Origin of the sequence: Methylobacterium organophilum, assembly GCF_022179465.1 — a bacterium.
Classification (GTDB): Bacteria; Pseudomonadota; Alphaproteobacteria; order Rhizobiales; family Beijerinckiaceae; genus Methylobacterium; species Methylobacterium organophilum.
The window spans coordinates 195448-217384 of sequence record NZ_BPQV01000007.1 but is presented as its reverse complement, the minus strand read 5'-3'; the positions used below and the strand labels follow the sequence as shown (position 1 = coordinate 217384).

The 21937-nt window shown below is 70.0% G+C and carries 23 protein-coding genes; 6 read left to right on the top strand and 17 right to left on the bottom strand.

Annotated elements, in window-relative coordinates:
• Nucleotides 1–107: 107 nt before the first annotated feature.
• Nucleotides 108–380 (top strand): usg protein, encoded by a 273-nt coding sequence (locus tag MFF21_RS13805; RefSeq protein ID WP_238311697.1) that lies wholly within the window; start codon nt 108–110, stop codon nt 378–380.
• A 40-nt stretch (nt 381–420) separates the two neighbouring features.
• Here MFF21_RS13805 and MFF21_RS13800 read toward each other — a convergent pair whose 3' ends face one another.
• The 5 genes from MFF21_RS13800 to MFF21_RS13780 are packed head-to-tail and all read right to left on the bottom strand — an operon-like array spanning nt 421 to nt 4897.
• Nucleotides 421–1497 (bottom strand): acyl-CoA dehydrogenase family protein, encoded by a 1077-nt coding sequence (locus tag MFF21_RS13800; RefSeq protein ID WP_238311696.1) that lies wholly within the window; start codon nt 1495–1497, stop codon nt 421–423.
• A 7-nt stretch (nt 1498–1504) separates the two neighbouring features.
• Nucleotides 1505–2062 carry an OsmC family protein gene (locus MFF21_RS13795; RefSeq protein ID WP_238311695.1) on the bottom strand — a complete coding sequence of 186 codons (558 nt, stop codon included), beginning with the start codon at nt 2060–2062 and terminating at the stop codon, nt 1505–1507.
• A gap of 11 nt (nt 2063–2073) precedes the next feature.
• Nucleotides 2074–2913, bottom strand: a complete 840-nt coding sequence (locus MFF21_RS13790; protein WP_238311694.1) for an ABC transporter permease — start codon at nt 2911–2913, stop codon at nt 2074–2076.
• A complete protein-coding gene (locus MFF21_RS13785) occupies nt 2910–4136 on the bottom strand; it encodes an ABC transporter substrate-binding protein (protein WP_238311693.1) in 1227 nt (408 codons plus the stop codon). Before MFF21_RS13785 ends, MFF21_RS13790 begins: the two co-directional genes overlap by 4 nt.
• Nucleotides 4137–4150: 14 nt before the next feature.
• Nucleotides 4151–4897: an ABC transporter ATP-binding protein gene (locus MFF21_RS13780; RefSeq protein ID WP_238311692.1), complete on the bottom strand. Its 747-nt coding sequence runs from the start codon at nt 4895–4897 to the stop codon at nt 4151–4153.
• 545 nt (nt 4898–5442) lie between these two features.
• Here MFF21_RS13780 and MFF21_RS13775 point away from each other — a divergent pair.
• Nucleotides 5443–5652, top strand: coding sequence for a hypothetical protein (locus MFF21_RS13775; RefSeq protein ID WP_238311691.1), 210 nt, complete (start codon nt 5443–5445; stop codon nt 5650–5652).
• 15 nt (nt 5653–5667) lie between these two features.
• Here MFF21_RS13775 and MFF21_RS13770 read toward each other — a convergent pair whose 3' ends face one another.
• The 7 genes from MFF21_RS13770 to atzF all read right to left on the bottom strand — a co-directional run bounded on the left by MFF21_RS13770 (nt 5668) and on the right by atzF (nt 14253).
• A complete protein-coding gene (locus tag MFF21_RS13770) occupies nt 5668–7209 on the bottom strand; it encodes an ABC transporter ATP-binding protein (RefSeq protein WP_238311690.1) in 1542 nt (513 codons plus the stop codon).
• Nucleotides 7210–7265: 56 nt separating this feature from the next.
• Nucleotides 7266–7985, bottom strand: coding sequence for a biuret amidohydrolase (gene biuH / locus MFF21_RS13765; protein ID WP_238311689.1), 720 nt, complete (start codon nt 7983–7985; stop codon nt 7266–7268).
• Nucleotides 7982–9010 (bottom strand): formamidase, encoded by a 1029-nt coding sequence (locus MFF21_RS13760; RefSeq protein ID WP_238311688.1) that lies wholly within the window; start codon nt 9008–9010, stop codon nt 7982–7984. Before MFF21_RS13760 ends, biuH begins: the two co-directional genes overlap by 4 nt.
• Nucleotides 9011–9035: 25 nt before the next feature.
• Nucleotides 9036–9959, bottom strand: a complete 924-nt coding sequence (locus tag MFF21_RS13755; RefSeq protein WP_238311687.1) for an ABC transporter permease — start codon at nt 9957–9959, stop codon at nt 9036–9038.
• Between the two features lie 7 nt (nt 9960–9966).
• A complete protein-coding gene (locus tag MFF21_RS13750; RefSeq protein ID WP_238311763.1) occupies nt 9967–11079 on the bottom strand; it encodes an ABC transporter permease in 1113 nt (370 codons plus the stop codon).
• A gap of 128 nt (nt 11080–11207) precedes the next feature.
• The gene (locus MFF21_RS13745) at nt 11208–12302 is read right to left on the bottom strand and encodes a BMP family ABC transporter substrate-binding protein (RefSeq protein WP_238311686.1); all 1095 of its coding nucleotides are present in this window, start codon (nt 12300–12302) and stop codon (nt 11208–11210) included.
• Nucleotides 12303–12453: 151 nt separating this feature from the next.
• On the bottom strand, nt 12454–14253 hold the full coding sequence (atzF, locus tag MFF21_RS13740) for an allophanate hydrolase (protein WP_238311685.1): 1800 nt from the start codon (nt 14251–14253) through the stop codon (nt 12454–12456).
• 153 nt (nt 14254–14406) lie between these two features.
• On the opposite strand from atzF, the gene MFF21_RS13735 reads away from it, so the two are divergent.
• On the top strand, nt 14407–15300 hold the full coding sequence (locus MFF21_RS13735) for a LysR family transcriptional regulator (protein WP_238311684.1): 894 nt from the start codon (nt 14407–14409) through the stop codon (nt 15298–15300).
• Nucleotides 15301–15343: 43 nt separating this feature from the next.
• Here MFF21_RS13735 and MFF21_RS13730 read toward each other — a convergent pair whose 3' ends face one another.
• A complete protein-coding gene (locus MFF21_RS13730) occupies nt 15344–15532 on the bottom strand; it encodes a hypothetical protein (RefSeq protein ID WP_238311683.1) in 189 nt (62 codons plus the stop codon).
• A 162-nt stretch (nt 15533–15694) separates the two neighbouring features.
• Between MFF21_RS13730 and trpB the strand changes: the two genes are divergently transcribed.
• Nucleotides 15695–16936: a tryptophan synthase subunit beta gene (gene trpB, locus MFF21_RS13725; protein WP_238311682.1), complete on the top strand. Its 1242-nt coding sequence runs from the start codon at nt 15695–15697 to the stop codon at nt 16934–16936.
• Nucleotides 16937–17128: 192 nt separating this feature from the next.
• Here trpB and MFF21_RS13720 read toward each other — a convergent pair whose 3' ends face one another.
• Nucleotides 17129–17584: an Lrp/AsnC family transcriptional regulator gene (locus tag MFF21_RS13720; RefSeq protein ID WP_238311681.1), complete on the bottom strand. Its 456-nt coding sequence runs from the start codon at nt 17582–17584 to the stop codon at nt 17129–17131.
• Nucleotides 17585–17752: 168 nt separating this feature from the next.
• On the opposite strand from MFF21_RS13720, the gene alr reads away from it, so the two are divergent.
• Together alr and MFF21_RS13710 are read left to right on the top strand one after the other, a co-directional pair.
• Complete coding sequence (gene alr, locus MFF21_RS13715; protein WP_238311680.1) at nt 17753–18862, top strand: alanine racemase; 1110 nt, start codon at nt 17753–17755, stop codon at nt 18860–18862.
• A gap of 11 nt (nt 18863–18873) precedes the next feature.
• The gene (locus MFF21_RS13710) at nt 18874–20139 is read left to right on the top strand and encodes a D-amino acid dehydrogenase (RefSeq protein ID WP_238311679.1); all 1266 of its coding nucleotides are present in this window, start codon (nt 18874–18876) and stop codon (nt 20137–20139) included.
• Nucleotides 20140–20208: 69 nt separating this feature from the next.
• Here the strand turns inward: MFF21_RS13710 and MFF21_RS13705 are convergent, their stop codons facing one another.
• From MFF21_RS13705 to MFF21_RS13695, 3 genes are all read right to left on the bottom strand, one after another.
• Entirely contained in the window at nt 20209–20475 is a 267-nt protein-coding gene (locus MFF21_RS13705; RefSeq protein ID WP_238311678.1) for a DUF2312 domain-containing protein, read from the bottom strand.
• Nucleotides 20476–20585: 110 nt separating this feature from the next.
• Nucleotides 20586–20900: a DUF1244 domain-containing protein gene (locus MFF21_RS13700; RefSeq protein ID WP_238311677.1), complete on the bottom strand. Its 315-nt coding sequence runs from the start codon at nt 20898–20900 to the stop codon at nt 20586–20588.
• A 60-nt stretch (nt 20901–20960) separates the two neighbouring features.
• Nucleotides 20961–21743, bottom strand: a complete 783-nt coding sequence (locus tag MFF21_RS13695; protein ID WP_238311676.1) for an N-formylglutamate amidohydrolase — start codon at nt 21741–21743, stop codon at nt 20961–20963.
• Nucleotides 21744–21937 lie beyond the last annotated feature (194 nt).

The following is a 21937-nucleotide window of genomic DNA, read 5'->3' as shown; positions in this document are numbered from 1 at the left end:
AGCTTTGCAAGAGGAATCCTGGATCGTCGCTCCGCCACTGGCCTGCCGCGCATCACCGACGTCGCGGCGACCGGAGGTGCCGCGGCGATGCGTGAACGGAGTGCACCGTGACCACTGCGACCAGCTTCCGCCGCCGACTCGAAGGATACGGACTCACCACGGCCGAGATCCTCTACCACCTGCCGGACCACCCGCACCTGCTTCAGGTCTTCGTCTGGCAGGAGCTCGATCTCTTCCCGAACTTCCCCGAACTGAAACGCTTCCTGAGCTTCTGGCAGAAGACGCTCGACGGGCCCCTGCATTCGGTGAAGGTCTGCCACAGCCGCCTGATCAAGCCGGCGGAGCTCCGGGCCGTGGGCGCGGAATTCCGCCTGCATTGAGCGGGCTTGTGCCGTCGCGCCACGCTGCGGCGCGGCGGCGTCAGGCCTCCCGCGCCAGTTCGGTGGTGATGTGCTTCACCGACGGGGTGACGATCGCCACGAACTGCGCCTCGCGCAGGCGGCGGAAGGTTTCCGCGCCCTCCAGGTAGCCGCGGGCCCCGAATTGCAGCATGGCGGATTGCGCCGCCTCCAGCGCCAAGAACGACACGTCCAGGCGCAGGCGCAGGGTGTCCAGAAAGGTCGCCCGGTCCGTCTCCCCGTGGTTGCGGGCGGCCGCGACGACGCGTTCCCGCAGGGCCTCCGCCCGCGCCTCGATCGCCTCGGGGCCGAGCGGCAGGAAGGCCGCGTCCCGGCGACCGCGGGCATCCGCGCGCATCAGCGCGGCCACGCCCCGGGCGAGGCCGAGGCCCATCCCGGTCTGGAGCAGTACGAAGCCGTTGCGGATGCGCGGCACGAAGGTCGCGACATCGTGGGAGATCACATCCTCGTCGGCGAGGAAGGTGTCCCGCACCAGCACCGTATAGGTGCCGGTCCCCTCCAGGGCCACGAAGCGGGCATTGGCCGACAGCGCGACCGTCTCGGTTCCGGACTCGAACAGCCCCATCACCCGCCGCCCGTCCGGCAGGGCGAAGATGCCGGCGAAGCGGTGCCCGGGGGCGAGATTCGAGACCCAGGGCAGGCGTCCATGCACACGGTAGCCGCCGCCCTCGCGCTGGCCCTGCAGCGCCAGGGGCTCGATGCCGGCGAACGCCTTCATCGGATTGGAGAGGCCGGTGCCGCCGAGGCTTTCTCCTGCGGCGAGGGCGGCGAGGTGGCGGCGGGGACCGGCTTCCTCGGAGCTGGCGAGATACCAGACCAGGGCGTCCTGGCACCAGGTGCAGAAGGCGGTGGAGAGGCAGGCCGTGCCGATCTCCGCCATCGCGTCGACGGCGCCGACGAGTCCCTCCGTGCGGCCATCGAGGTGGTGGGCGAAGGCGCCGGCTGCGCCAAGTGCCTGCAGCACCTCCGCCGGGTATGTCCCGGCATCGATGGCGGCGAGGCGGGGGCGCAGGTCGTCGCGGACGATGTCCGCGATCGCGCGCGCGGTTTCCGTCTCGATGCGGGCGCTGGCGGCCATGGCGGCGTCAGGCCCGGGTCAGGGTGACGTCGACGGGGTTCTTCACGGTATTGAGCACCGGCGACCATTGCGCCGCATGGGTGACGAGTTCGTCGAGCTCCGCCGCGCTCGCGCCCTCGATGTCGAGATGCGCCTTCAGCCGCACGGTGGTCAGGCCGACCGGCTTCTCGGAGAGATCGCCCGTGCCCCAGACCGAGGTGATGTTGATGTCGCCCTCGGATTCGATCGTGATGCCCTTCACGGTCCAGCCGCGGGCTACTGCATTGGCCTGGATGCCGACGGCCACGCAGGTGCCGAGGGCCGCGAGAAGGGCCTCGGTCGGGTTCGGAGCTGTGTCATCCCCGAGCAACGCCGGAGGCTCGTCCACGACATGGGGCTCGAGATTGCGGATGTAGTTGAGGTGGCGGAAGCGACGGCCTTCCGCGATGGTCTTGGCCCGCACGGTCTTCACGACGCTGGGGTCGGAGCGGCCTTTCTCGGAAAGGGCGTGCAGTCTGTCACGGTCGATCGGCTCAAAAGTCTTCTCGAAGGTCTGGACGATCTCGTTGGCGGCCGTGGCGGTCATGAAGCGTTTCCTCACGTTGCGGGAATCCAGCGGGCGCGGGCGGCGAGCCGCCCCAGCGCGCTGTCGAGGGCGTAGCCGATCAGTCCGATCAGAAGGACGAGGGCGGCGAGGCGGTCATAGGAGAGGGTGTCGCGGGCATCGTTGATGGCGTAGCCGAGCCCGCTGGTGACCCCGAGATACTCGGCCGGCACCAGCACGATCCAGGCGACGCCCAGAGCGAGGCGCAGGCCGGTGAGGATGTCCTGCAGCACCGCCGGCACCACGACCCGGCGCAGGCTTGCGAGCGGGCCCGCGCCGAGATTGCGCGCCATGGCGAGCCAGACCGGGTCGACCCGCTTCACCCCGGCCGCGGTGGCGAACAGGATCGGCCAGATCGCGGCCGCCGCGATCAGGAAGACGATGGCCCCATCCCAACTCGGGAAGGTCAGCACCGCGATCGGCATCCAGGCGAGCGGCGAGATCATGCGCAGGAGCTGGAACGGCGGCTGCAGGATCCGCTCCGCCAGCGGCGAGGAGCCGACGAGCAGCCCCAGCGGCGCGCCGAGCAGGAAGGCGACGGCGAGCCCCTGCCCGATCCGCGCCAAACTCGGCCCCGCCGCCCGCCACGCCTCGCCGGAGGCGATCAGCTCCGCGAAGGATGTGAGGGCCGGCCCCGGTGCGAAGCCGGCGAAGGCGGAGTAGGCCGGCACGCTCTCCAGGATCAGTCCGCCCGCGAACCAGAGGCCGAGCAGGCCGAACAAGCCCACCAGCGGCGCCAGACGGGCGACGAGACCGTCGAGGGCGAGGCGCGGCCGGGCCGGTGCGGTCCCCGGCTCGACGGCGAGCGCCGCATCGGTCGCGCCGCCGCTCACAGGCTCAGGACTTCCTGGCGGGTGAGCGCGGCCGCATCCGCCGCGCCCGGCCATTCGGGATAGCGCTTGAGGGAGGCGGTGACGAAGCGGTCGTCGACGAGGTCCTTGGCCACGAAATCCGGGTCGAGCCCGTTCAGGAAGGTGGCGTCGCCCTCGACCACAGTCTTGCCCATGGCCTCGACGATGAGCTTGGTGGCGGAAGGATACGGCCAGGGCTGGAAATCGATCCGCTGCGCGGCCCAGTCACGGTGGCGGATCGCCCCGTTCTGCTCGTAGGCCGGCCCGTAATCGGTCACCGCCTTCACCACCACCTCGGCGGGCATCGGCAGGTAGCCGCGGCCCTCCTTGGAGATCAGGCGGGCGACTTCCTCGCGGTTCTTCACGCAATAGGCCTGGGCCCGCACGATGGCGTCGACCGCCTTGCCCGTCCATTCGGGGTTCGCCGCCACCTGCCGCTCATGGGCGACGACCACGCAACAGGGATGGTTCTTCCATATGTCCCCTGTGAAGCGCAGCATCCGCGCCCCAGCCTTGATCTCGCCCAGCGCGTTGAAGGGCTCGGCGACGATGTAGCCGTCGATCTTACCCGCCGCCAGCGCCGCCGGCATCTCCGGCGGTGCCAGGATCTGAAGGGCGCATTCGTTCGGGCCGGCCTCGCCGCGGATCACCGGGATCACGCCGGATTCCCGCAGGGCGTATTGCAGCACGACATTGTGCATCGAGTACCAGTAGGGCACCGCGACGCTTTTTCCCGCGAGGCCCTTGAAGTCGGCGATGCCGCTTTTGCCGCCGACGACGATGCCCGACCCGTTGGTATGGGCCCAGGCCAGGATCTTGACCGGGAACTTGTTATTGTAGCGCATCCAGACCGGGATGGGCTTGAGCAGGTGGGCGAGGTTGAACTTGCCCGCCGCGAAGCCCTCGACCAGGGCCGACCAGGAGCGCACCGGCGTCGGCTCGGCGACCTTGAGGCCCGCCTCCTCGAAGTAACCCTTGGCGTGGGCCACCAGCAGGGCGGTGGCGTCGGTGATCGGCAGGTAGCCGATGCGCACGGTCTCGTCGTCGGCCGCATGGGCTGCCTTGCCGGAGAGGGCGAGGCCACCGCCGCCCAGGAGGGCAGCGAGACCACCGCGGGCGAGGGCATCGAGGGTGTCGCGCCGGCTCCAGTCGGCGCGGGCCCATTCATGCGTCCACAGGGCGGAGAGGTCGTCGGGGGCGGTCATCGAGAGGCTCGGGGTCAGGCAGCGTGGCGGCCGGTCGCGTCGGGAGGGGAGCCAAAGCGTCGGCGCAACTCGGCCTCCGCATCGGCACCGAGGGAGAAGTCCGCCGTGACCCGAGCCGGGCGGCCGCCGAGCACCACCGCGCGTTCGGCGAGCGCCGCCACGTCGGCGAGGTCGTGGGTGACGATCACGAGGGTGAGGCCGCGGGCGCGGGACAGACGCAGCACATCCGCCCGCAGGCTCGCGCGCATCTCGGGATCGAGGGCGGAGAAGGGCTCGTCGAGGAGCAGCATACGCGGCGCGCTCGCGAGCGCCCGGGCGAGCGCCGCCCGCTGCTGTTGGCCCCCGGAGAGCTGGTGAGGCTTGGCCTGCGCCCGCTCGGCGAGGCCGAGATCGTCCAGCAGGCGCTGCGCTTCCGCCGCGCAACTGGCCCCATCACGGGCCAGCCGGCCGGAGAGGCGGGCGGGCAGCAGCACGTTGTCGAGGACGCTGGCCCAGGGTAGCAGCGCGGGCCGCTGGAACATGACCGTGCAGCCTGGAACCGGCCCGCGTACGGTCGCGCCATCGACCCGCAGGGTGCCGGCAGAAGGGGCCTCAAGGCCCGCCAAGATCTGCAGCAGGGTCGATTTGCCCACCCCCGAGCGCCCGAGGATGCCGACGCGCTCCCCTTCCGCGATGGACAGGTCGACATGGCCGAGCACGGGGCTCGCCCCGTGGCGGAAGCCGACGGCCTGGAGAGCGATGCGAGGTTCGGAAGAGACCATCGATCCTGAACACTGGTCGCACTCCTGCACGTCACCGGCTCGGAGTTCCGATAACGCACGCGATGGAGCCGCATGCATACAAGGATGTTCGGGGAGCTTGATCAGGTCAATAAACGATGAATCCAAATTGCTCCGAAGATTTGGAACGATCTTCTTGGATGAAAACGCCTGTGAGGGCCAAACTTGCGCCCGGGGCGGCCCTCGCGGGGCAGACAGTCTCTGGGGCGAGACCGTAGAGCAGCCGGTCGGCCAAAAGAAAAACCCCGCGAGCCGAAATGAGGCCGCGGGGCGGAGGTCAGGTGTGAAACGCTATGATCGATCGATAGCACAGCTTGCCGCGGCCGTATTTCACGAAGCTGCGATGAAGCGATCACTCCGCCCGGCACGGCTGCCCGTCCCGCGGAGCGCTGGTGCGAAAATGCCCGCAGAGGTTGAATCGCTGCGCCGCTGCGGACAGGATGGGCGCGGCAGACTCTCGGCTCGACAGGCCATGCCGGGCCGGAACCGGCAGAACCAATGCCCGGTTTGTCTCTCAGGAGGCGCGCATGCTGTCGAAGCTGTTCCCCGGCCTCACCCGGCGGCAGGATACGGAGCCGGAGACTGGCGGCGCCCGCATCGTCGATGCGCCCCCCGAACTTTTCGATTTCGCCCCCATGACGCCGCTCATGCCGCCGCTGGCCAGCAACGACGACCCGCTGGATGCGGCCTGCGACGAGGTCGAGCGCGAACTGAAGCGGGCCGGCCTGATCTACTGAGGCCTCTCCGCAAACTCAGTGATGGCCGGCCATGAAGCGGCCGATCTCGGCGATGTTGGCCTGTGCGGCCGGCGTCTCGTGCACGATCCGGCCTTCCGACATCACCAGCACCCTGTCCGAGAGCTCGAGGATCTCGTCGAGATCTTCGCTGATGAGCAGGACGGCCGCGCCCTCGTTGCGCGCGGCGATGATGCGGCTGCGGATCTCCGACACGGCGGCGAAGTCGAGGCCGAAGCAGGGATTGACCACGATCAGCAGGTCGACCGGGTCGGTCAGCTCCCGGGCGAGCACCGCGCGCTGAACGTTGCCACCCGACAGGGTGGCGATGGGCGCGGCCGCGGAGGCGGTCTTCACGCCGAAGCGGCCGATCAGCTCGTGGGCGCGCTTGGTGAGGGCCCCCCGGTCCAGCCAGAAGGTCGGCGCCCGGGCGGGATCGTCCTGCCGGCGGTCGAAAGCGCGGAAGCCGATGTTCTCGGCCACCGACATCAGGGGAGCGCAGGCATTGCGCAGGGGCTCCTCCGGGATGAAGCGGACCTTGCGCGCCCGGCTCTCGGCCCGGCTGCCGGAATAGGGCGCACCTGCCACCACGACGCGCCCGCCGGTGGCGCGCAGCTGCGCGCCGAGCACATCGGCGAGTTCCTTCTGGCCGTTGCCGGAGACGCCGGCGATGCCGACGACCTCCCGCGCCCGCACCCGCAGGTCGTCGATGACGATGTGGCGCAGGCCCGACACGTCGGTCGCCGTCAGTCTCTCCACCCGCAGCACCTCTCGGTCCTCGTCCGGGGTGCCGATGCGGGCGGCGGGCGCGCGGGTCACGCGCTCGCCCACCATCATCGCCGCCATGTCCGCGCGCGAGAGCGTGCCGACCGCGCCCCCGCCGACGAGCCGGCCCCGGCGCAGGACGCTCAGAGAGCGGGCGAAAGCCTCCACCTCGCGAAACTTGTGGCTGATCATCAGGACGGTGAGGTCGCCCTTGTCGGTCATGGCGCGCAGCAGCCCCAGCACCTCCTCGGCCTCGCCGGGGGTAAGCACGGAGGTTGGCTCGTCGAGGATGAGGAAGCGGGCCTTGAGGTAGAGCTGCTTGACGATCTCGAGCTTCTGCTTCTCGCCCGCCGCCAGCTCCGCTACCGGCCGGTCGAGGTTCAGCTTGAACGGCATGCCGGTCATGAAGGCAGACAGGCGCTCGCGCTCGGTCGCCCAATGGATCACCTTCGGTGCGTCGGCCCGGGAGATGACGAGGTTCTCAGCGCCCGTAAGCGAGGGCACCAGGGTGAAGTGCTGGTAGACCATGCCGAGGCCGCGCTCCTGCGCACCCTTCGGGTTGGTGATCTCGGCCTCGCGCCCATCGACCAGAACGGAGCCGGAGGTCGGCGCGTAGAAGCCCATCACGCATTTGACGAGGGTGGACTTGCCGGCGCCGTTCTCGCCGAGCAGGGCATGGAAGCCACCCGCCTCGATCTTCATCGAGACATCGTCCAGTGCCGTGAAGCCGCCGAAGCGCTTCGTCATGCCGATGGTCTCGACGCCGATGGCGGCTTCTTCCGGTGTCTCGCTCATCGGTCTCTCCGAACGTGCCAAGATGGCTCCTCCCCATGCAGGGGAGGGAAGGGGCGTCAGCCCATCGCGGCGAGGATGGCTTCCGAGGAGGCGACGGCGCCGAAGACCCCGCCCTGCATGGTCACCATCTTGAGCGCGGCCTCGTGGTTGCCGCGATCGGTCGCAGCGGTGCCGTCGGAGACGATCACGCATTCGAATCCGCGATCGTTGGCCTCGCGCATGGTCGTGTGCACGCAAACATCCGTGGTGATGCCGGTAAGGATCAGGTTGCGGATGCCCCGTGTCGTCAGGATCAGCTCCAGGTCGGTCGCGCAGAAGGAACCCTTGCCGGGCTTGTCGATGACCGGCTCGTCGGCCAGGGGCGCGAGTTCCGGGATGATCTCCCAGCCGGGCTCGCCGCGCACCAGCACTCGGCCGCAGGGGCCGGGATCGCCGATGCCGGCGCCGATGCGGCGGGAGCGCCAACGCTTGTTGGCCGGCAGGTCCGCAAGATCCGGCCGATGCCCCTCGCGGGTGTGGATGACGTGGTAGCCCTTCGCCCGTGCCGCTTCGAGCAGGCGACCGATCGGCCCGATCGGCGCCCGGGTCAGCGCCAGGTCGTAGCCCATGGCGTCGACATAGCCGCCCTTGCCGCAGAAATCGGTCTGCATGTCGATGATGACGAGGGCCGTGTTGTCTGGCCTGAGTGAGCCGTCATAGGGCCAGGGATAGGGTTCGGACGCGACATAGCTGCCGGAGACCGAGACTTCCGAGGACGGGAAGGGAAGGATGCTCATTCCGCCGCCTCCTGGGCCTGGGGGGACTGACGCTCACCATAGGAACGGGTCGGGGCGGGAAAGCCGCAACTCGTCCCGTCGACGACCTTCACCTGGTCCTCCCAGGGCAGCCGGTAACGGCCGGCGGCGAGGTCGTGCATGTATGTGTAGGGGCAATCGCCGGCCCCGCCCTTCACCGCCGTGTAGCCGCGGTGGCCGAACTGGTAGATGTTGTTCTCCACGCCCCAGTGCAGGCGCGCCTCGCGGACGAGGTCCGGCCGCACCTCCGCGGTGATGATCTCGTCCGCCCGGCCGGTGGTGCCATGGGCGATGATCGAGCCGTCGAAATTGACGATCATACCTTCGCCCATGGAGTCGAAGACGCCATCCGAGCCGCACATGCAGACGTTGGCGGTGACCATGAGATTGCAGAACGCGTTGGACTGGTTGGTGAAGCGCCAGGATTCGCGGATCGGGGCGGTATAGCCGGCGGTGCGGATCATGATCTCGGCGCCCTTGTAGGCGCATTCCCGGGCCATTTCCGGGAACATGCCGTCGTGGCAGATGATAAGGCCGATCTTGGCGCCCTTCGGTCCCTCGATCACTGGGATGCCGCGGTCCCCCGGCTCCCACGGCTCGACCGGCACCCAGGGGTGCATCTTGCGGTAGTAGAGCTTGAGCTCGCCCGTATCGTCGATGATCAGGCCGGAATTGTACGGGTAGCCGCTGGGATTGAACTCCATGATGGAGAAACAACCCCAGATCTTGTTGTCGATGCAGGCCTTCTTGAAGGCCGCGACCTCGGGCCCGTCGAGGGAGCACATGATCTCGGGGTTGGTGTCCATCGACAGCCCGTGCAGGGCGTATTCGGGGAACACGACGAGATCCATGCCCGCCATGTTGGCGCGTGCCTTCGCGACCATGGCGACGATGCGGTCGGTCTGTGCCTTCAGGTCCGCTTTCGTGACGACCGTCGGCAACTGAAGCTGCACGAGGCCTATGACGACGCCGTTCGGGGATTTGTTCAGTCCGCCGAGGCCATTCATCGAGAACTCCTTGAACCTGGACGCTTTACTTGGACAGGGACAATTCGCCCGGCGCCCCGGCCAGCGCCCGGTCGGGCGAGGAGGTGGCGATGAGCAGGGCGAGGGTGAGGACGTAGGGGGCGGCGTAGAACAGATAGTAGCCCTGGCTGATGCCGACCGATTGCAGGGCGGGGCCGAGCGCCCCGGCGCCGCCGAAGAGGAGCGCGGCCCCGAAGCAGGCGAGGGGATTCCAGCGGGCGAAGATGACGAGGGCCACCGCCATCAGGCCCTGGCCGGAGGAGATGCCCTCGTTCCAGGAGCCGGGATAGTAGAGGGAGAGATAGGCCCCTCCGATCCCGGCGAGGACGCCGCCTGCCGCCGTGGCGTAGAGGCGGACACGGTCGACGTCGTAGCCCATGGCCCGGGCGGCATCGGCGCTGTCGCCGGTCACGCGGATGATGAGCCCGGCCTTGGTGTTGCGGAAGGCCCACCACAGAAAGACCGCCATCGCCGCGCCGATCAGGAACAGCACATTGACGCGCAGCGCCGCCTGGACCTGCGGAAGATCCGACCAGAAGCCGAAGGAGATCGCCGGCAGGGGCGGGGCGGAGGGCTGGATGAACGGCTTGCCGAGGAAGAAGGCGAGACCGGAGCCGAACAGCATCAGAGCGATGCCGATGGCGATGTCGTTTACCCGAGGGAAGCTGCAGACATAGCCGTGCAGCAGTCCGAAGCCGGCCCCGCAGAGGCCCGCCACCGCCACGCCCGCCCAGGGCGAGCCGGTCATCACCGCGGTGGCATAGGCCGACATCGCCCCGAAGACGAGGGTGCCTTCGAGCCCGAGATTGATGCGCCCGGAGCGCTCGGTGATGGTCTCGCCGAGGCTCACGAACAGGAATGGTGTCGAGACGCGGATCGCCCCGCCGATCACCGCGAGCAGCACGTTCCAGAGGCCGAGATCGTTGCTCATCGCCGCCTCACGCTCCCACCGCCTGCTTCTGCGCCCAGAGATGCGGATTGAAGATCTTGAAGCGGCCGTAGAAGGTTTCGCTCACCAGAACGACGAGGAAGAGCAGGCCTTCCAGTACCAGCACGGTGGCATCGGGCAGTTGCAGCCGCCGCTGGATCAGGCCGCTCGAGGCCTCGATGCCGCCGAGCAGCAGGGCAACCGGCGGGATTGCCAGAGGATTTTGCCGCGCCAGGAAGGCGATGAGGATACCGGTGTAGCCGTAGCCCGCGGCGAGCGTCGCGTTGGCGTTGCCCTGCACGGCGGCGACCTCGAAGAAGCCGGCGAGGGCTGCGAAGGCGCCGCCCAGCGCCGTGAGGCCGACGATGAGGCGGCCGACCGGCAGGCCCTGGATCTGCGCCGCGCGCACGTTGCCGCCGGCGATGCGGGCGGCGAAGCCCAAAGTGGTGCGGTCCATCAGCAGGTAGGCGACGAGGCAGGCGAGGATGCCGAAGCCGAGGCCCCAATGCACGCCGACGCCCGGGATCTGGCCGATCATGTTGGCGTCGCCGATGCCGTAGGTAGAGGGCTTGTTGAGGCTCGCCGGATCGCGGAAGACGTTCTCGATCAGGTGGTTCGAAACGGCGATGGCGATGTAGGACATCAGAAGGCTGGCGATGGTGGCATTCACGCCCCGATAGGCCTGGAGGAAGCCGACCGCGCCGATCCAGATCCCGCCGACCACCATGGCGAAGAGCGCCATGGCCGGGAGGGCGACGAGGGGCGATGCCCCGCTCAAAGGCTGCGCGATGACCGCTGCGGCGAGGCCACCGAGCACGATCGCGCCCTCGCCGCCGATCACCACCAGCCCGAGACGGGCGGGCAGCGCTACGCAGAGGGCGGCGAAGAGCAGGGGCGCGGCCCGCTGCAGGCTGTTCTGGAGGGCGAAGGCGGAGCCGAAGCCGCCGCGCCAGACGAGGTCGGCCAGGGCCAGGGGGGACTTGCCCAAGGCCAGCAAAAACAAGCTGAAGAGCAGGAAGCCGCCGACCGCCGCTCCGAGGGGAATCGCCAGGGCTTCGGAGCGGCGCGCGAGCCAGGCGCGGGCCTGGAGGCCGGCCGGAGCCCGGGGCGGGGCGACGCTCATCGGCGAGGGGGCAGCGTCCGCGACCACGTTCGGCGTTCCTTAACCCGGGGTTGCAACGGGCGGGGCAGGAACCGTGCCAGCCGCGCCGGTCGATCCCTCCCCCCGGCGGGGGGAGGGTCTTCGCCGCCTTACACCGAGCCCTTCACCCCGGCCACGAGGTAGCTCGTGCTCTCGAGCTCCACCGCCTTCTCGGGCAGGCCCTTGCCGGCGGCGAGGATCTCCTTGCCGGTATTGTCCTTGAGCGGGCCCTTGATGATCTCGAAGCCGCCCTTGAGCATCTCGGCCTTGACCGCGTCCGCGTTCTTGCGGGCCGCCTCGCTCACGGCGGGTCCATAGGGGCTCATCTTCACGAAGCCGTCGGCGAGGCCGCCGCGCACGAAGTTCGGCGGCGTGCGGCCGGCCTTCACGTCCTCGACGAAGCCCTTGTAGATCGGCAGCCAGTTCCATTCGGCGCCGGTCAGGTACTTCTCCGGGGCCAGGGCCGACTGGTCGACATGGTAGCCGCAGACGAAGGCGCCGCGGCGGGCGGCGGTCTCGACCGTCACCTTCGGGCTGTCGACATGGCAGGTGATCACGTCGGCGCCGCCGTCGATCAGGGCGTTGGTGGCCTCCGCCTCCTTCACCGCCAGCGACCACTCGCCGGTGAAGATCACCTGGCAGGTGATGGAGGGATCGACGCTCTGGGCGCCGAGCAGGAAGGCGTTGACGTTGTTGAGCACCTGCGGAATCGGCTTGGCCGCCACGAAGCCGATCTTCTTCGACTTCGACATGTGCCCGGCCACGATGCCATTCAGGTACTGGCCCTGGGCGATGTAGCCGAAATACGAGCCCGCATTCTTCGGGTCCTTGTCGGTCCAGAGGCCGCCGCAATGGCGGAACTGGATCTTCGGGTGCTTCTTGGCCTCGGCCAGCAGGTAGGGGTTGAAGTAGCCGAAGGAGGTCGGGAAGAGCAGGCTCGCCCCGTCGAGATTGATCATGCTCTCCATGGTCTTCTCGACCGCGTTGGTCTCGGGGACGCGCTCCTCCTCGGTCACCTCGACGCCGTCCAGGCCCTTCAGCGCCTTGGCGGCCAGCGCATGGGCCTGGTTGTAGCCGTAATCGTCTTTCGGCCCGACATAGATGAAGCCGACGGTGACGTTCCCGGCGGCGAACGCGCGCCCGCGCGTGGCGAGGCCGAGGCCGGCGGCGCCGAGACCGGCAAGAACTGTACGGCGGGCAATCATCGACGCGCTCCTGAGGGTGGGATCTGACGGGAAACTTGGGACGAAGAGAAGCCTAGTCGGCGGGATCGTTGCAAACGAGTGCTACTTTCCGAGTGGCCTGTTGCCGAGAATGCAACGGCCGTGCCGGCGCGCCGGCGACTCGACCGCGCTGTCAGGCCTTTGCCAGAAAGGCGCGCCAGCCGCCGGATTCCGTGATGTCGGCGGCGCCCGTCACGCCCTCGGTCTCGACGAGGAAACCTTTCGGCGCGGTGCCGTCGGCGAGCCGAACGGTGCCGATGCCGAGGGGCGCGGGAATGCCCGCGACGAAGCGGCCGAAGCCGGCGGGCGGCAGGGCCCAGACCTCGGTCTCGATCGCCGCGCCCGCTCCGTCCCCGACGCGCAGGAGGCCGGGCCTCTGCGGCGGACCGCCGGCCAGGGCGTAGAGGCGGTAATCCGGCCGGGTCGGGCCGCTGCGCAGGAAACGGGCGCCGAGATCGGTCAATTCGCGATTGAGGGGCAGGCCCGACAGATGCGCCCCGACCACGACGATCTCGATCTCTCCGGGGGCCGCCTGCGCGGGGCCGTCCTCCGGCGCCGGGGCCGGGACGTCTCCTGCGCCGAGCGTGACGCCCGCCGCCGCGTGAAGGCGGGCGCCGAGGGCGGCGAGAAGCCCGTCCTGTCCCCGCGGGGCGAGCAGGGTGAGGCTGGCGGGCAGGCCGTCCTCGCGACGCGGGCCGGGCACGGCGAGGGCGCACCAATCGAGCAGATTCACGAAATTGGTGTAGGTGCCAAGTTCGCTGTTCGGCCCGATCGGGTCGATGGCGAGATCCGCGACCGTGCGGGGACGCGGGTAGGTGGGCACCACGAGCACGTCCACGTCCTCGAAGATGCGCTCCGCCGCCCGGCGCAGCTCCGCGAGCCGGTAGAGGCCGGCGAAGGCATCGGCGGCCGCGTAGCTTTTCGCATGGGCGATGACGGCCCGCGTCGTCGGGTGCAGGATCTCGGGCCGCTCCTCGATGACGGGGCGGATCGCCTCGTAGCGCTCCGCCACCCAGGGGCCGGTATAGAGCAGCTCCGCCACCGCGAAGAGCGGGGCGAAGTCGATCGGCCGCGCGGTTTCGCCGACGAGGCCGGCCAGACATTCCAGCCCCGCATCGAAGGCCTGCTCCGCCTGCCCGTCGCCGTGGAAGCGGCGGCCCTGCGCATCCGGCACGCCGAGGCGCAGGCCCGGGGGCAGGCCGGTGGACCGGGGCGGAAGCGGCAGCCGCCGCGACCAGGGATCTTCGGGATCGTAGCCGGCTATCACCCGGAAGGCGGCATCCGCATCCGCCACGGTGCCCGCGAAGACGGAGATCGTGTCCAGGGTCCGGCAGGCCGGCACCATGCCGCGGTTCGAGACCGAGCCGAGGGACGGCTTGAGGCCGACGACGTTGTTGAGCCCGGCCGGCACGCGGCCCGATCCCGCCGTGTCGGTGCCCAGCGCGAAGGCGACGAGACCGTGCCCGACCACGACCGCGGAGCCGCTGCTGGAGCCGCCGGGCACATAGGCCGGATCGCAGGCATTGCGCGGTGCGGGATAGGGCGTGCGCACCCCGACGAGCCCGGTCGCGAACTGGTCGAGATTGGTCTTGCCGACGAGGATCGCGCCCGCCGCCAGAAGGCGCTGCACGGCCGGCGCCGTCTCCTCCGGCACATAGGCGAAGTCCGGGCAGGCTGCCGTGGTCGGCAACCCGGCCACGTCGATATTGTCCTTGACCGCGAAGGGCACGCCCCAGAGCGGCTTCGTCTCCGGCGCGAAGGCCCCGAGGGCCTCGGCGGCCGCCAGCGCCTCCGCTTCCGGCACCAGCGCCAGGAAGATGCCGGGATCGTCGATGCCCCGCAGCCGCTCGTAGAACGCCGCCACCACGGCCCGTGGCGTCAGGCCCTCGGCATAGGCGGCGTGCAGGGCGGGGATGGTCGGGAAGGGCGGCACGGAGGGCTCCTCGAAGCCGGGGGCCCGCGAGCCACTCGGCTGATGGCGCCAACCCTAGGGGCAAGCAGAGTTGCAAACGAGTGCCATCTAGCGACCGACCTGTTGCGTATAGGTCAACACTCTGGCAGGTCACCGTCTCGGAGCGAAGCGGTCATGAAGCATCTGCGCCCCCTGAACTACGTCCTCGAAGTCGCCCGCAGCGGCTCGATCCGCCGTGCCGCGGAGCGTCTCAACCTCACGCCCTCGGCCCTGACGCGCCAGATCCAGGACATGGAGTTCGAACTCGGAACGCCGCTCTTCGAACGACTGGCGACCGGGATGCGCCTGAACGCGGCCGGCGAGCTCCTGGTGCGGCACATCCGTGACCGGAACGCCGATCTGGAGCGGGTCCGCTCGCAGATCGCCGATCTGTCCGGCGTGCGCCGCGGCCATATCGGGCTCGCCTGCAGCCAGGCTTTCGTGACGCGGCTGATCCCGGAAGAGGCGGAGATCTACCGGACGAAGTTCCCGCAGGTCGGGTTCAGCGTGCAGGTGCGGGATTACGGGCAGGCGATCGCGGCGCTCTCCACCTTCGAGGCCGACCTCGCTTTGGTGCTGCAACCGCCGCCCTCGGCGGAGCTGCACATCCTGTATGCGGGGCGCCAGCCGATCCATGCCTATATGCGGGCCGAGCACCCGCTCGCGGCGGGGACCGGCCCGATCCGCCTGCGGGACTGCCTCTCCTATGCGCTGGCGCTTCCGGATGCCTCCCTCGCCATCCGCCACCACATCGCCCATGCCTTCGGCCGCCGGGGATTCGACCTGATGACGGCCGTGGAATCGAGTTCCTACGAGTTCCTGCGCAACCTGGCGCTGCGGCAGGATCTGGTCGGCCTGCAGGTCGAGATCGGCATCCCGCAGGACGAGCGGCTGCGCAGCCGCCCGATCGATCCGGCCGATCTCGAGCCCATGACCATGGTGCTGGCCCAGCTTCGGGGCCGCCTGCTCTCGGTGGCCGCGGCGAAATTCGCCGACCAGCTCGCCAACCGCCTGAACCAGGACCCCTGACCGGGCGAAGCCTCGCCAAGCCCCGGAAGGCCCTGCGCCCGCGTCAGCGCGGGCGCAGGGCCTTCTGCAGGACGGTGAGCTCCGCCACCGGGATCCACTCCTCGACCGGATCGCCCTCGACTTCGCCGTCCGGGTACCAGCTGCACAGGGCCCGGTCTCCCTCGACCTTCAGAACCGTCATGGTGTTCTCGTCGGAGTCGCGGGCGACGTAATCGTTGATGTCCACGGTCATGGATCGCCTCGTGCGGCAAGGTGCGCCGGATCGGTGCGACCCTAACACCATCCGGTGCCCGCCGTTCGTCACCCGAGGGTGCGCCGGTCGCATTGCGATGATGCGCCGACAGGTCTAGGCAGCCGGGAAAGCCGACCTGTCCCGTTCCAAGGATCCGTACCCGTGACCCTCGCCCCCGAACCGAACTCCTTCCGCACCGGGCCGGACGAGCGCGGCCGCTTCGGCATCTTCGGCGGCCGCTTCGTGGCCGAGACGCTGATGCCGCTGATCCTCGACCTGGAGAAGGCCTATGCCGAGGCCAAGGCCGACCCGTCCTTCACGGCGGACATGGAGAGCTACGGCACCCACTATATCGGCCGGCCGAGCCCGCTCTATTACGCCGAGCGTCTGACCGAGCACCTCCGGGCGCAGGCGCCCGCGGGCCACGGCGCCAAGATCTACTTCAAGCGCGAGGAGCTGAACCACACCGGCTCCCACAAGGTGAACAACGTGCTCGGGCAGATCCTGCTCGCGCGCCGCATGGGCAAGCCGCGGATCATCGCGGAGACCGGCGCCGGCCAGCACGGCGTGGCCACCGCCACCCTCTGCGCCCGCTTCGGCCTGAAGTGCGTGGTCTATATGGGCGCCGTCGACGTGGAGCGGCAGGCGCCGAACGTCTTCCGCATGAAGATGCTGGGCGCCGAGGTGGTGCCGGTCCAGTCGGGCACGCGCACCCTCAAGGACGCGATGAACGAGGCCCTGCGCGACTGGGTCACCAACGTCGCCGACACCTTCTACTGCATCGGCACGGTGGCCGGCCCGCATCCGTATCCGGCCATGGTGCGCGACTTCCAGTCGGTGATCGGCCAGGAGACCAAGCAGCAGATGCTGGCCCTGGAAGGCCGCCTGCCGAACTCGCTGATCGCCTGCATCGGCGGCGGTTCCAACGCCATGGGCCTGTTCCACCCCTTCCTCGACGACCGCGAGGTCGAGATCTACGGGGTCGAGGCGGCGGGCCACGGCGTCGAGAGCGGCCTGCATGCGGCCTCCCTCACCGGCGGCCGGCCGGGCGTGCTGCACGGCAACCGCACCTATCTGCTGATGGACCAGGACGGCCAGATCGCCGACGCCCACTCGATCTCGGCGGGCCTCGACTATCCCGGCATCGGGCCGGAGCATGCCTGGCTGCACGAGATGGGCCGCGTGACCTATCTCTCGGCCACGGATTCGGAGACCCTGGAGGCGTTCAAGCTCTGCTCGTCGCTGGAGGGGATCATCCCGGCGCTGGAGCCGGCCCATGCCCTGGCCCGGGTCATCGACCTCGCCCCGACCAAGCCCGCCGATCACCTGATGGTGCTCAACCTCTCCGGCCGCGGCGACAAGGACATCCCCCAGGTCGCGCGCATCTTCGGCCAGACGATCTGAGGCGTTTCAGCCCCCGAAACGACGCGGCCCCGCTGCCGGGAGAGGCAGCGGGGCGTGTCGCGGGCGACCGCGACGCAGGCCGATACGCAACGTGGCCCTGGGACGGACCTTCGCACGGACCGGTTAGCGCCCGGTCAATGCGGTGAACGCCGGCAGCGTCCCGCGGCAGGACGACATGCGGGATCCGGGCGGTCAACGGCCCTGCGGCGTCACCACGGTCCGGATGGCGAAGCTCGATTGCAGGCGGGCGACGCCGGGGATGCGGGACAGCACCTCCTTGTGCACCCGCTCGTAATCCGGCGCGCCCTTGACGTGCAGCTTCACGAGATAGTCCGCGCTGCCGGTCATCAGGTAGCAATCCTGCACCTCCGGGCAGCGCCGGATCGCCGCCTCGAAGCGGTTCAGGAAATCCTCCGTCTGCCGTTCCAGCGAGATCTGCGTCAGCACCACCAGTTCCGGGCGGTCCGAGCCCATATCGATCAGGGCCGCATAGCCGCGGATCACGCCGCCCCGTTCGAGGGCGCGGACGCGGCGCAGGCAGGAGGAGGGCGAGAGGCCGATCTTCGCCGCGAGGTCCGCATTGCTGATCCGGCCGTCGTCGCGAAGGAGGCGGACGATCTCCTGATCGATGGCGTCGAGATGGACCATTCGAACGATCTGCCGTGATATCGAAGAAGATGCCGCGGATTATAGGTCGAACAGCATAGGCTGTCGCAGATCGGCGGGAAATGCCGCCCACGGCCATGCTATCTCTGCGGCCTCCGACGGCTGCGATTGAGTCCCGCCTTGGTGCCCGTTCGTTTCGATGCCTTGAGGTTGGCGCAGGGTCGTGCGGCGCGCTCCGGCGGCATCCTGACGATCGACCTCGCGGCGCTGGCCGCGAATTACCGGAGCCTGGCGGCGCTTGCCGCGCCCGCGACCTGCGGCGCGGTGGTGAAGGCGGACGCCTACGGCCTCGGCATCGCCCGCATCGCCCCGGCCCTCGCGGCGGCGGGCTGCCGGGACTTCTTCGTGGCTCATCTCGACGAGGGGCTCGAACTGCGCGCCCTGCTCGGCCTCGGCCCGCGCATCGTCGTGCTCCACGGCGCCGCGCCGGGATCCGAGGCGGACTGCGTGGCCGGCGACCTCGTGCCCGTGCTCAACGACCCGGCGCAGCGGGCCGGCTGGCAGGCGCTGGCCCGGCGGCTCGGGCGGCGCCTTCCCGCGATCCTGCAGGTCGATACCGGCATGACCCGGTTCGGCTTTTCCGCGCCGGAGCTCGCAGCGCTCGCCGCCGATCCCGCCGCCCGGGAGGGCATCGACCTGCAGGCGCTGATGAGCCATCTCGCCTGCGCCGACGATCCCGGCAACGGCGCCAACGAGGCGCAGCGCGCCGCCTTCGCGCAAGCCCGCCGGCTCTTCCCCGGCGTGCCGGGGAGCCTCGCGGCCTCGTCGGGAATCTGTCTCGGGGCCGGCTTCCATGCCGATCTCGTCCGGCCGGGGGCGGCGCTCTACGGCCTCGCCCCGCAGCCGGGGCGGCCGAACCCGATGCGGCCGGTGGTGCGGCTGCAGGCGCGGGTGATGCAGCTGCGCGACGTGCCGGCCGGCGTCGCGGTCGGCTACGGGCACACGCAGGCGACCCGCCGCGAGACCCGGCTCGCCACGGTGGCGATCGGCTATGCCGACGGCTTCCTGCGCAGCGCCTCGGGCCGCGGGGAAGCCTGGCACGGCGCGATCCGCCTGCCGGTCGTGGGGCGCGTCTCCATGGACAGCGTCGTCCTCGACGTGAGCGAGGTGCCCCGGGACGCCATCGCCGTCGGCAGCCTCGTCGACGTCATCGGCCCCCGGCGCGACGTCGATGCGGTCGCGCGGGCCGCCGGCACCATCGGCTACGAGGTCCTGACGCGCCTCGGCCACCGTTTCCACCGCCTCTACACCGACGCCTGAGGAGCCTGTCCATGCATGTGATGATCCTCGGTGGCGGCGTGGTCGGCGTCACCTCCGCCTATTACCTCGCCAAGGCCGGCCATGCGGTGACGGTGATCGACCGCCAGCCGGGGGCCGGCCTCGAGACGAGCTTCGCCAATGCGGGCCAGGTCTCGCCCGGCTATTCCGCGCCCTGGGCGGCGCCCGGCATCCCGGTCAAGGCGTTGAAATGGCTGATGATGCGCCATCGCCCGCTGGTGCTCTGGCCGCGCCTCGAACCCCGCCTCTACGGCTGGCTCGCCCGCATGCTCGCGAACTGCACGGAGGAGGCCTACATCCGCAACAAGGGGCGCATGGTGCGCCTCGCCGAATACAGCCGGGACGTGCTGCGGGAATTGCGGGCCGAGACCCGCATCGCCTACGACCACCGCGAGCGCGGCACGCTGCAGCTCTTCCGCAGGCAGGCCCAGCTCGACCATGTCGGCGACGACACCCGGGTGCTCGACGCCTACGGCGTGCCCTACGAGCTGCTCGATCCCGCCGGCTGCATCGCGGCGGAGCCGGCCCTCGGGCGCGTTGCCGACCGGTTCGTCGGTGGCCTGCGCCTGCCCGGGGACGAGACGGGCGATGCCCATCTCTTCACGCAGGCCCTGGCAAGGCTCTGCGCGGAGCTCGGTGTCGATTTCCGCTACGGCACCGCGATCAAACGCTTGGTCCGGGAGGGTGATCGGATCGCGGGCGTCGAGACCGCCTCGGGCAGCCTGCTCACCGCCGATGTCTACGTGGCGGCCATGGGCAGCTACACCCCGGCGCTCCTGCGCCCGCTCGGGATTGCGCTCCCGGTCTATCCGGTGAAGGGCTATTCCCTGACCCTGCCGGTCATCGATGCGGAGGCCGCCCCCGTCTCGACGGTGATGGACGAGACCTACAAGGTCGCGATCACCCGGCTCGGCGACCGGATCCGGGTCGGGGGCACCGCGGAGCTCGCCGGCTTCAGCCGGACCCTGCGGGGGCCGCGCCGCGAGACGCTCGCCCATTCGGTCAGCGACCTGTTCCCGCGGGGCGGAGATCTCGGCCGCGCCACCTTCTGGACGGGCCTGAGGCCGATGACGCCGGACGGGACGCCGATCATCGGCCCGACGCCCTTCGCGAATCTCTACACCAATACCGGGCACGGCACGCTCGGCTGGACCATGGCCTGCGGCTCGGGCCGCCTGCTCGCCGATCTCGTCTCGGGCCGCAGCCCCGAGATCGACGGCGCGGATCTCGCCGTCGCCCGGTACCGGCTGGCCTCCTGACCGGCTCCGGCCAGAGACGCCGCGCAGGCTTGCCGATCCCGTCTCCGCTCTCGTCGAGCGGAAAAGGGATCAGACCATGCCGAGGGCCTGCATGTAGAGTTCGAGGATCGCCTCCTCCTCCTGGCGCTCGGCGTGGTCGCGCTTGCGCATGGAGATGATCTTGCGCAGCACCTTCACGTCGAAGCCGTTCGCCTTGGCCTCGGCGTAGACGTCCTTGATGTCGCCCGCGAGGCCGGCCTTCTCCTCTTCGAGGCGCTCGATGCGCTCGATGATGCTCTTCAGCTGGTCGGCGGCGACCGAGGACGGATCGACGGCGGGGGCGGGGGAGGCGGCCATGACGGGAATTCCCTGAAATATGGGGGCGCGCCCCGAGGGCACGCCGGAACGGCCTACCTAGCCCGTCAGGCTTACCGAGTCATTGCGCTGGTCCCGCCGGGCCGGCGAACTCAATGGCCGTCCGGCCCTTTGGCCTGCGCGGCGAAGGCGGCCTGCTGCGCCGGGCTGGCCTCGGACTGGTGCAGCCGCTTCCACGCCTCGTAGGGCATGCCGTAGACCTGCTCCCGGCTCTCGTCCTTGCTCAAGGGGAGGCCCCGCTCGTCGGCGGCGTCCTTCAGCCAGTTGGACAGGCAGTTCCGGCAGAAGCCGGCGAGGTTCATCAGGTCGATGTTCTGCACGTCGGTCCGGTTGCGCAGATGCGCGACGAGCCGGCGGAACACCGCGGCTTCGAGCTCGGTCCGGGTGGCGGGGTCGATGTCGGACATTCTGGTTCCTCGCGCCTCTGCGATGTCTCGCGCCTCAGGTCGGCGCGGCGGCGCCGCGCGTCAAGCGGGCCGGGCCAGCATCGGCCGCAGCAGGGCCGCGAAGCGCTGCGCCCATTCCTCCTGGCCCTCCGCGCCGGCGATGAGGTCCTGGCGGATCTCGACGAGGGCGTTGGGCAAGCCGCGGGCGGTGGCGTGGCGGTCGACGGTGTCGCCGGGCAGGCCGCCGCCATAGGGCTGGTTGTCCCCGACCGTCAGCCCGGCGGGATCGGCCTGCAGCGCCTCGATCAGCGGCCGGCTCAGGCGCTCGTCGCCGTCGTAGAGGATGCCGACCTGCCAGGGGCGGGCGACCCCGCGCCAGAACGGCGTGAAGCTGTGCATCGTCAGGATCATCGGGGGCGGGCCCGTTTCCTGCGCCGCGGCGATCGCCGCGTCCACGGCCCGGTCGTAGGGCGCGTAGAACCGGCGGATGCGCTCGGCGATGCCGGCCGCGTCGATGCGGGCATTGCCGGGGATGATCGCCCCGTCCGACAGGCGCATCACCAGGGTCGGATCCTCGCGGCCCCGGTTCGGGTCGATGACGAGACGCGAGAAGGTCGTGAGCACCGCCGGCACGTCGAGGAGCGCGGCGAGGCGCCGGGTCACCGCAGCGGCGCCGATGTCGTAGGCGATGTGCCGGGCGAATTCCGGCTCCGGCACGCCGAGGCGGCCGAGATCGTCCGGAATGAAGTTCGAGGCATGGTCGCAGAGCACGAGGAGCCCGCGACCGGGATGACCGGGGATCGTCTCGACGGGCTGCTCGGGGGGGAGGGGGTCGGTGCGGGGCAGGGCGGCTGAGGACGTCATGGCAGCTATCTGGGCCCGAACGGCGCCGAGCCAAGGCGGAAGGGCGAGGCGGAGGGGGAGGGCCGGCCCGCTCTCCATGCGGGCAGGTCATGCGGGAACGGTGCCGTTTCCGGCTTGCCGCGGCGCCGAGCCTCGGGCACAGCGGTTTGCAGGGTAAGCATCATTTATAACGACGCACCTGAGAGGAGGAGGCC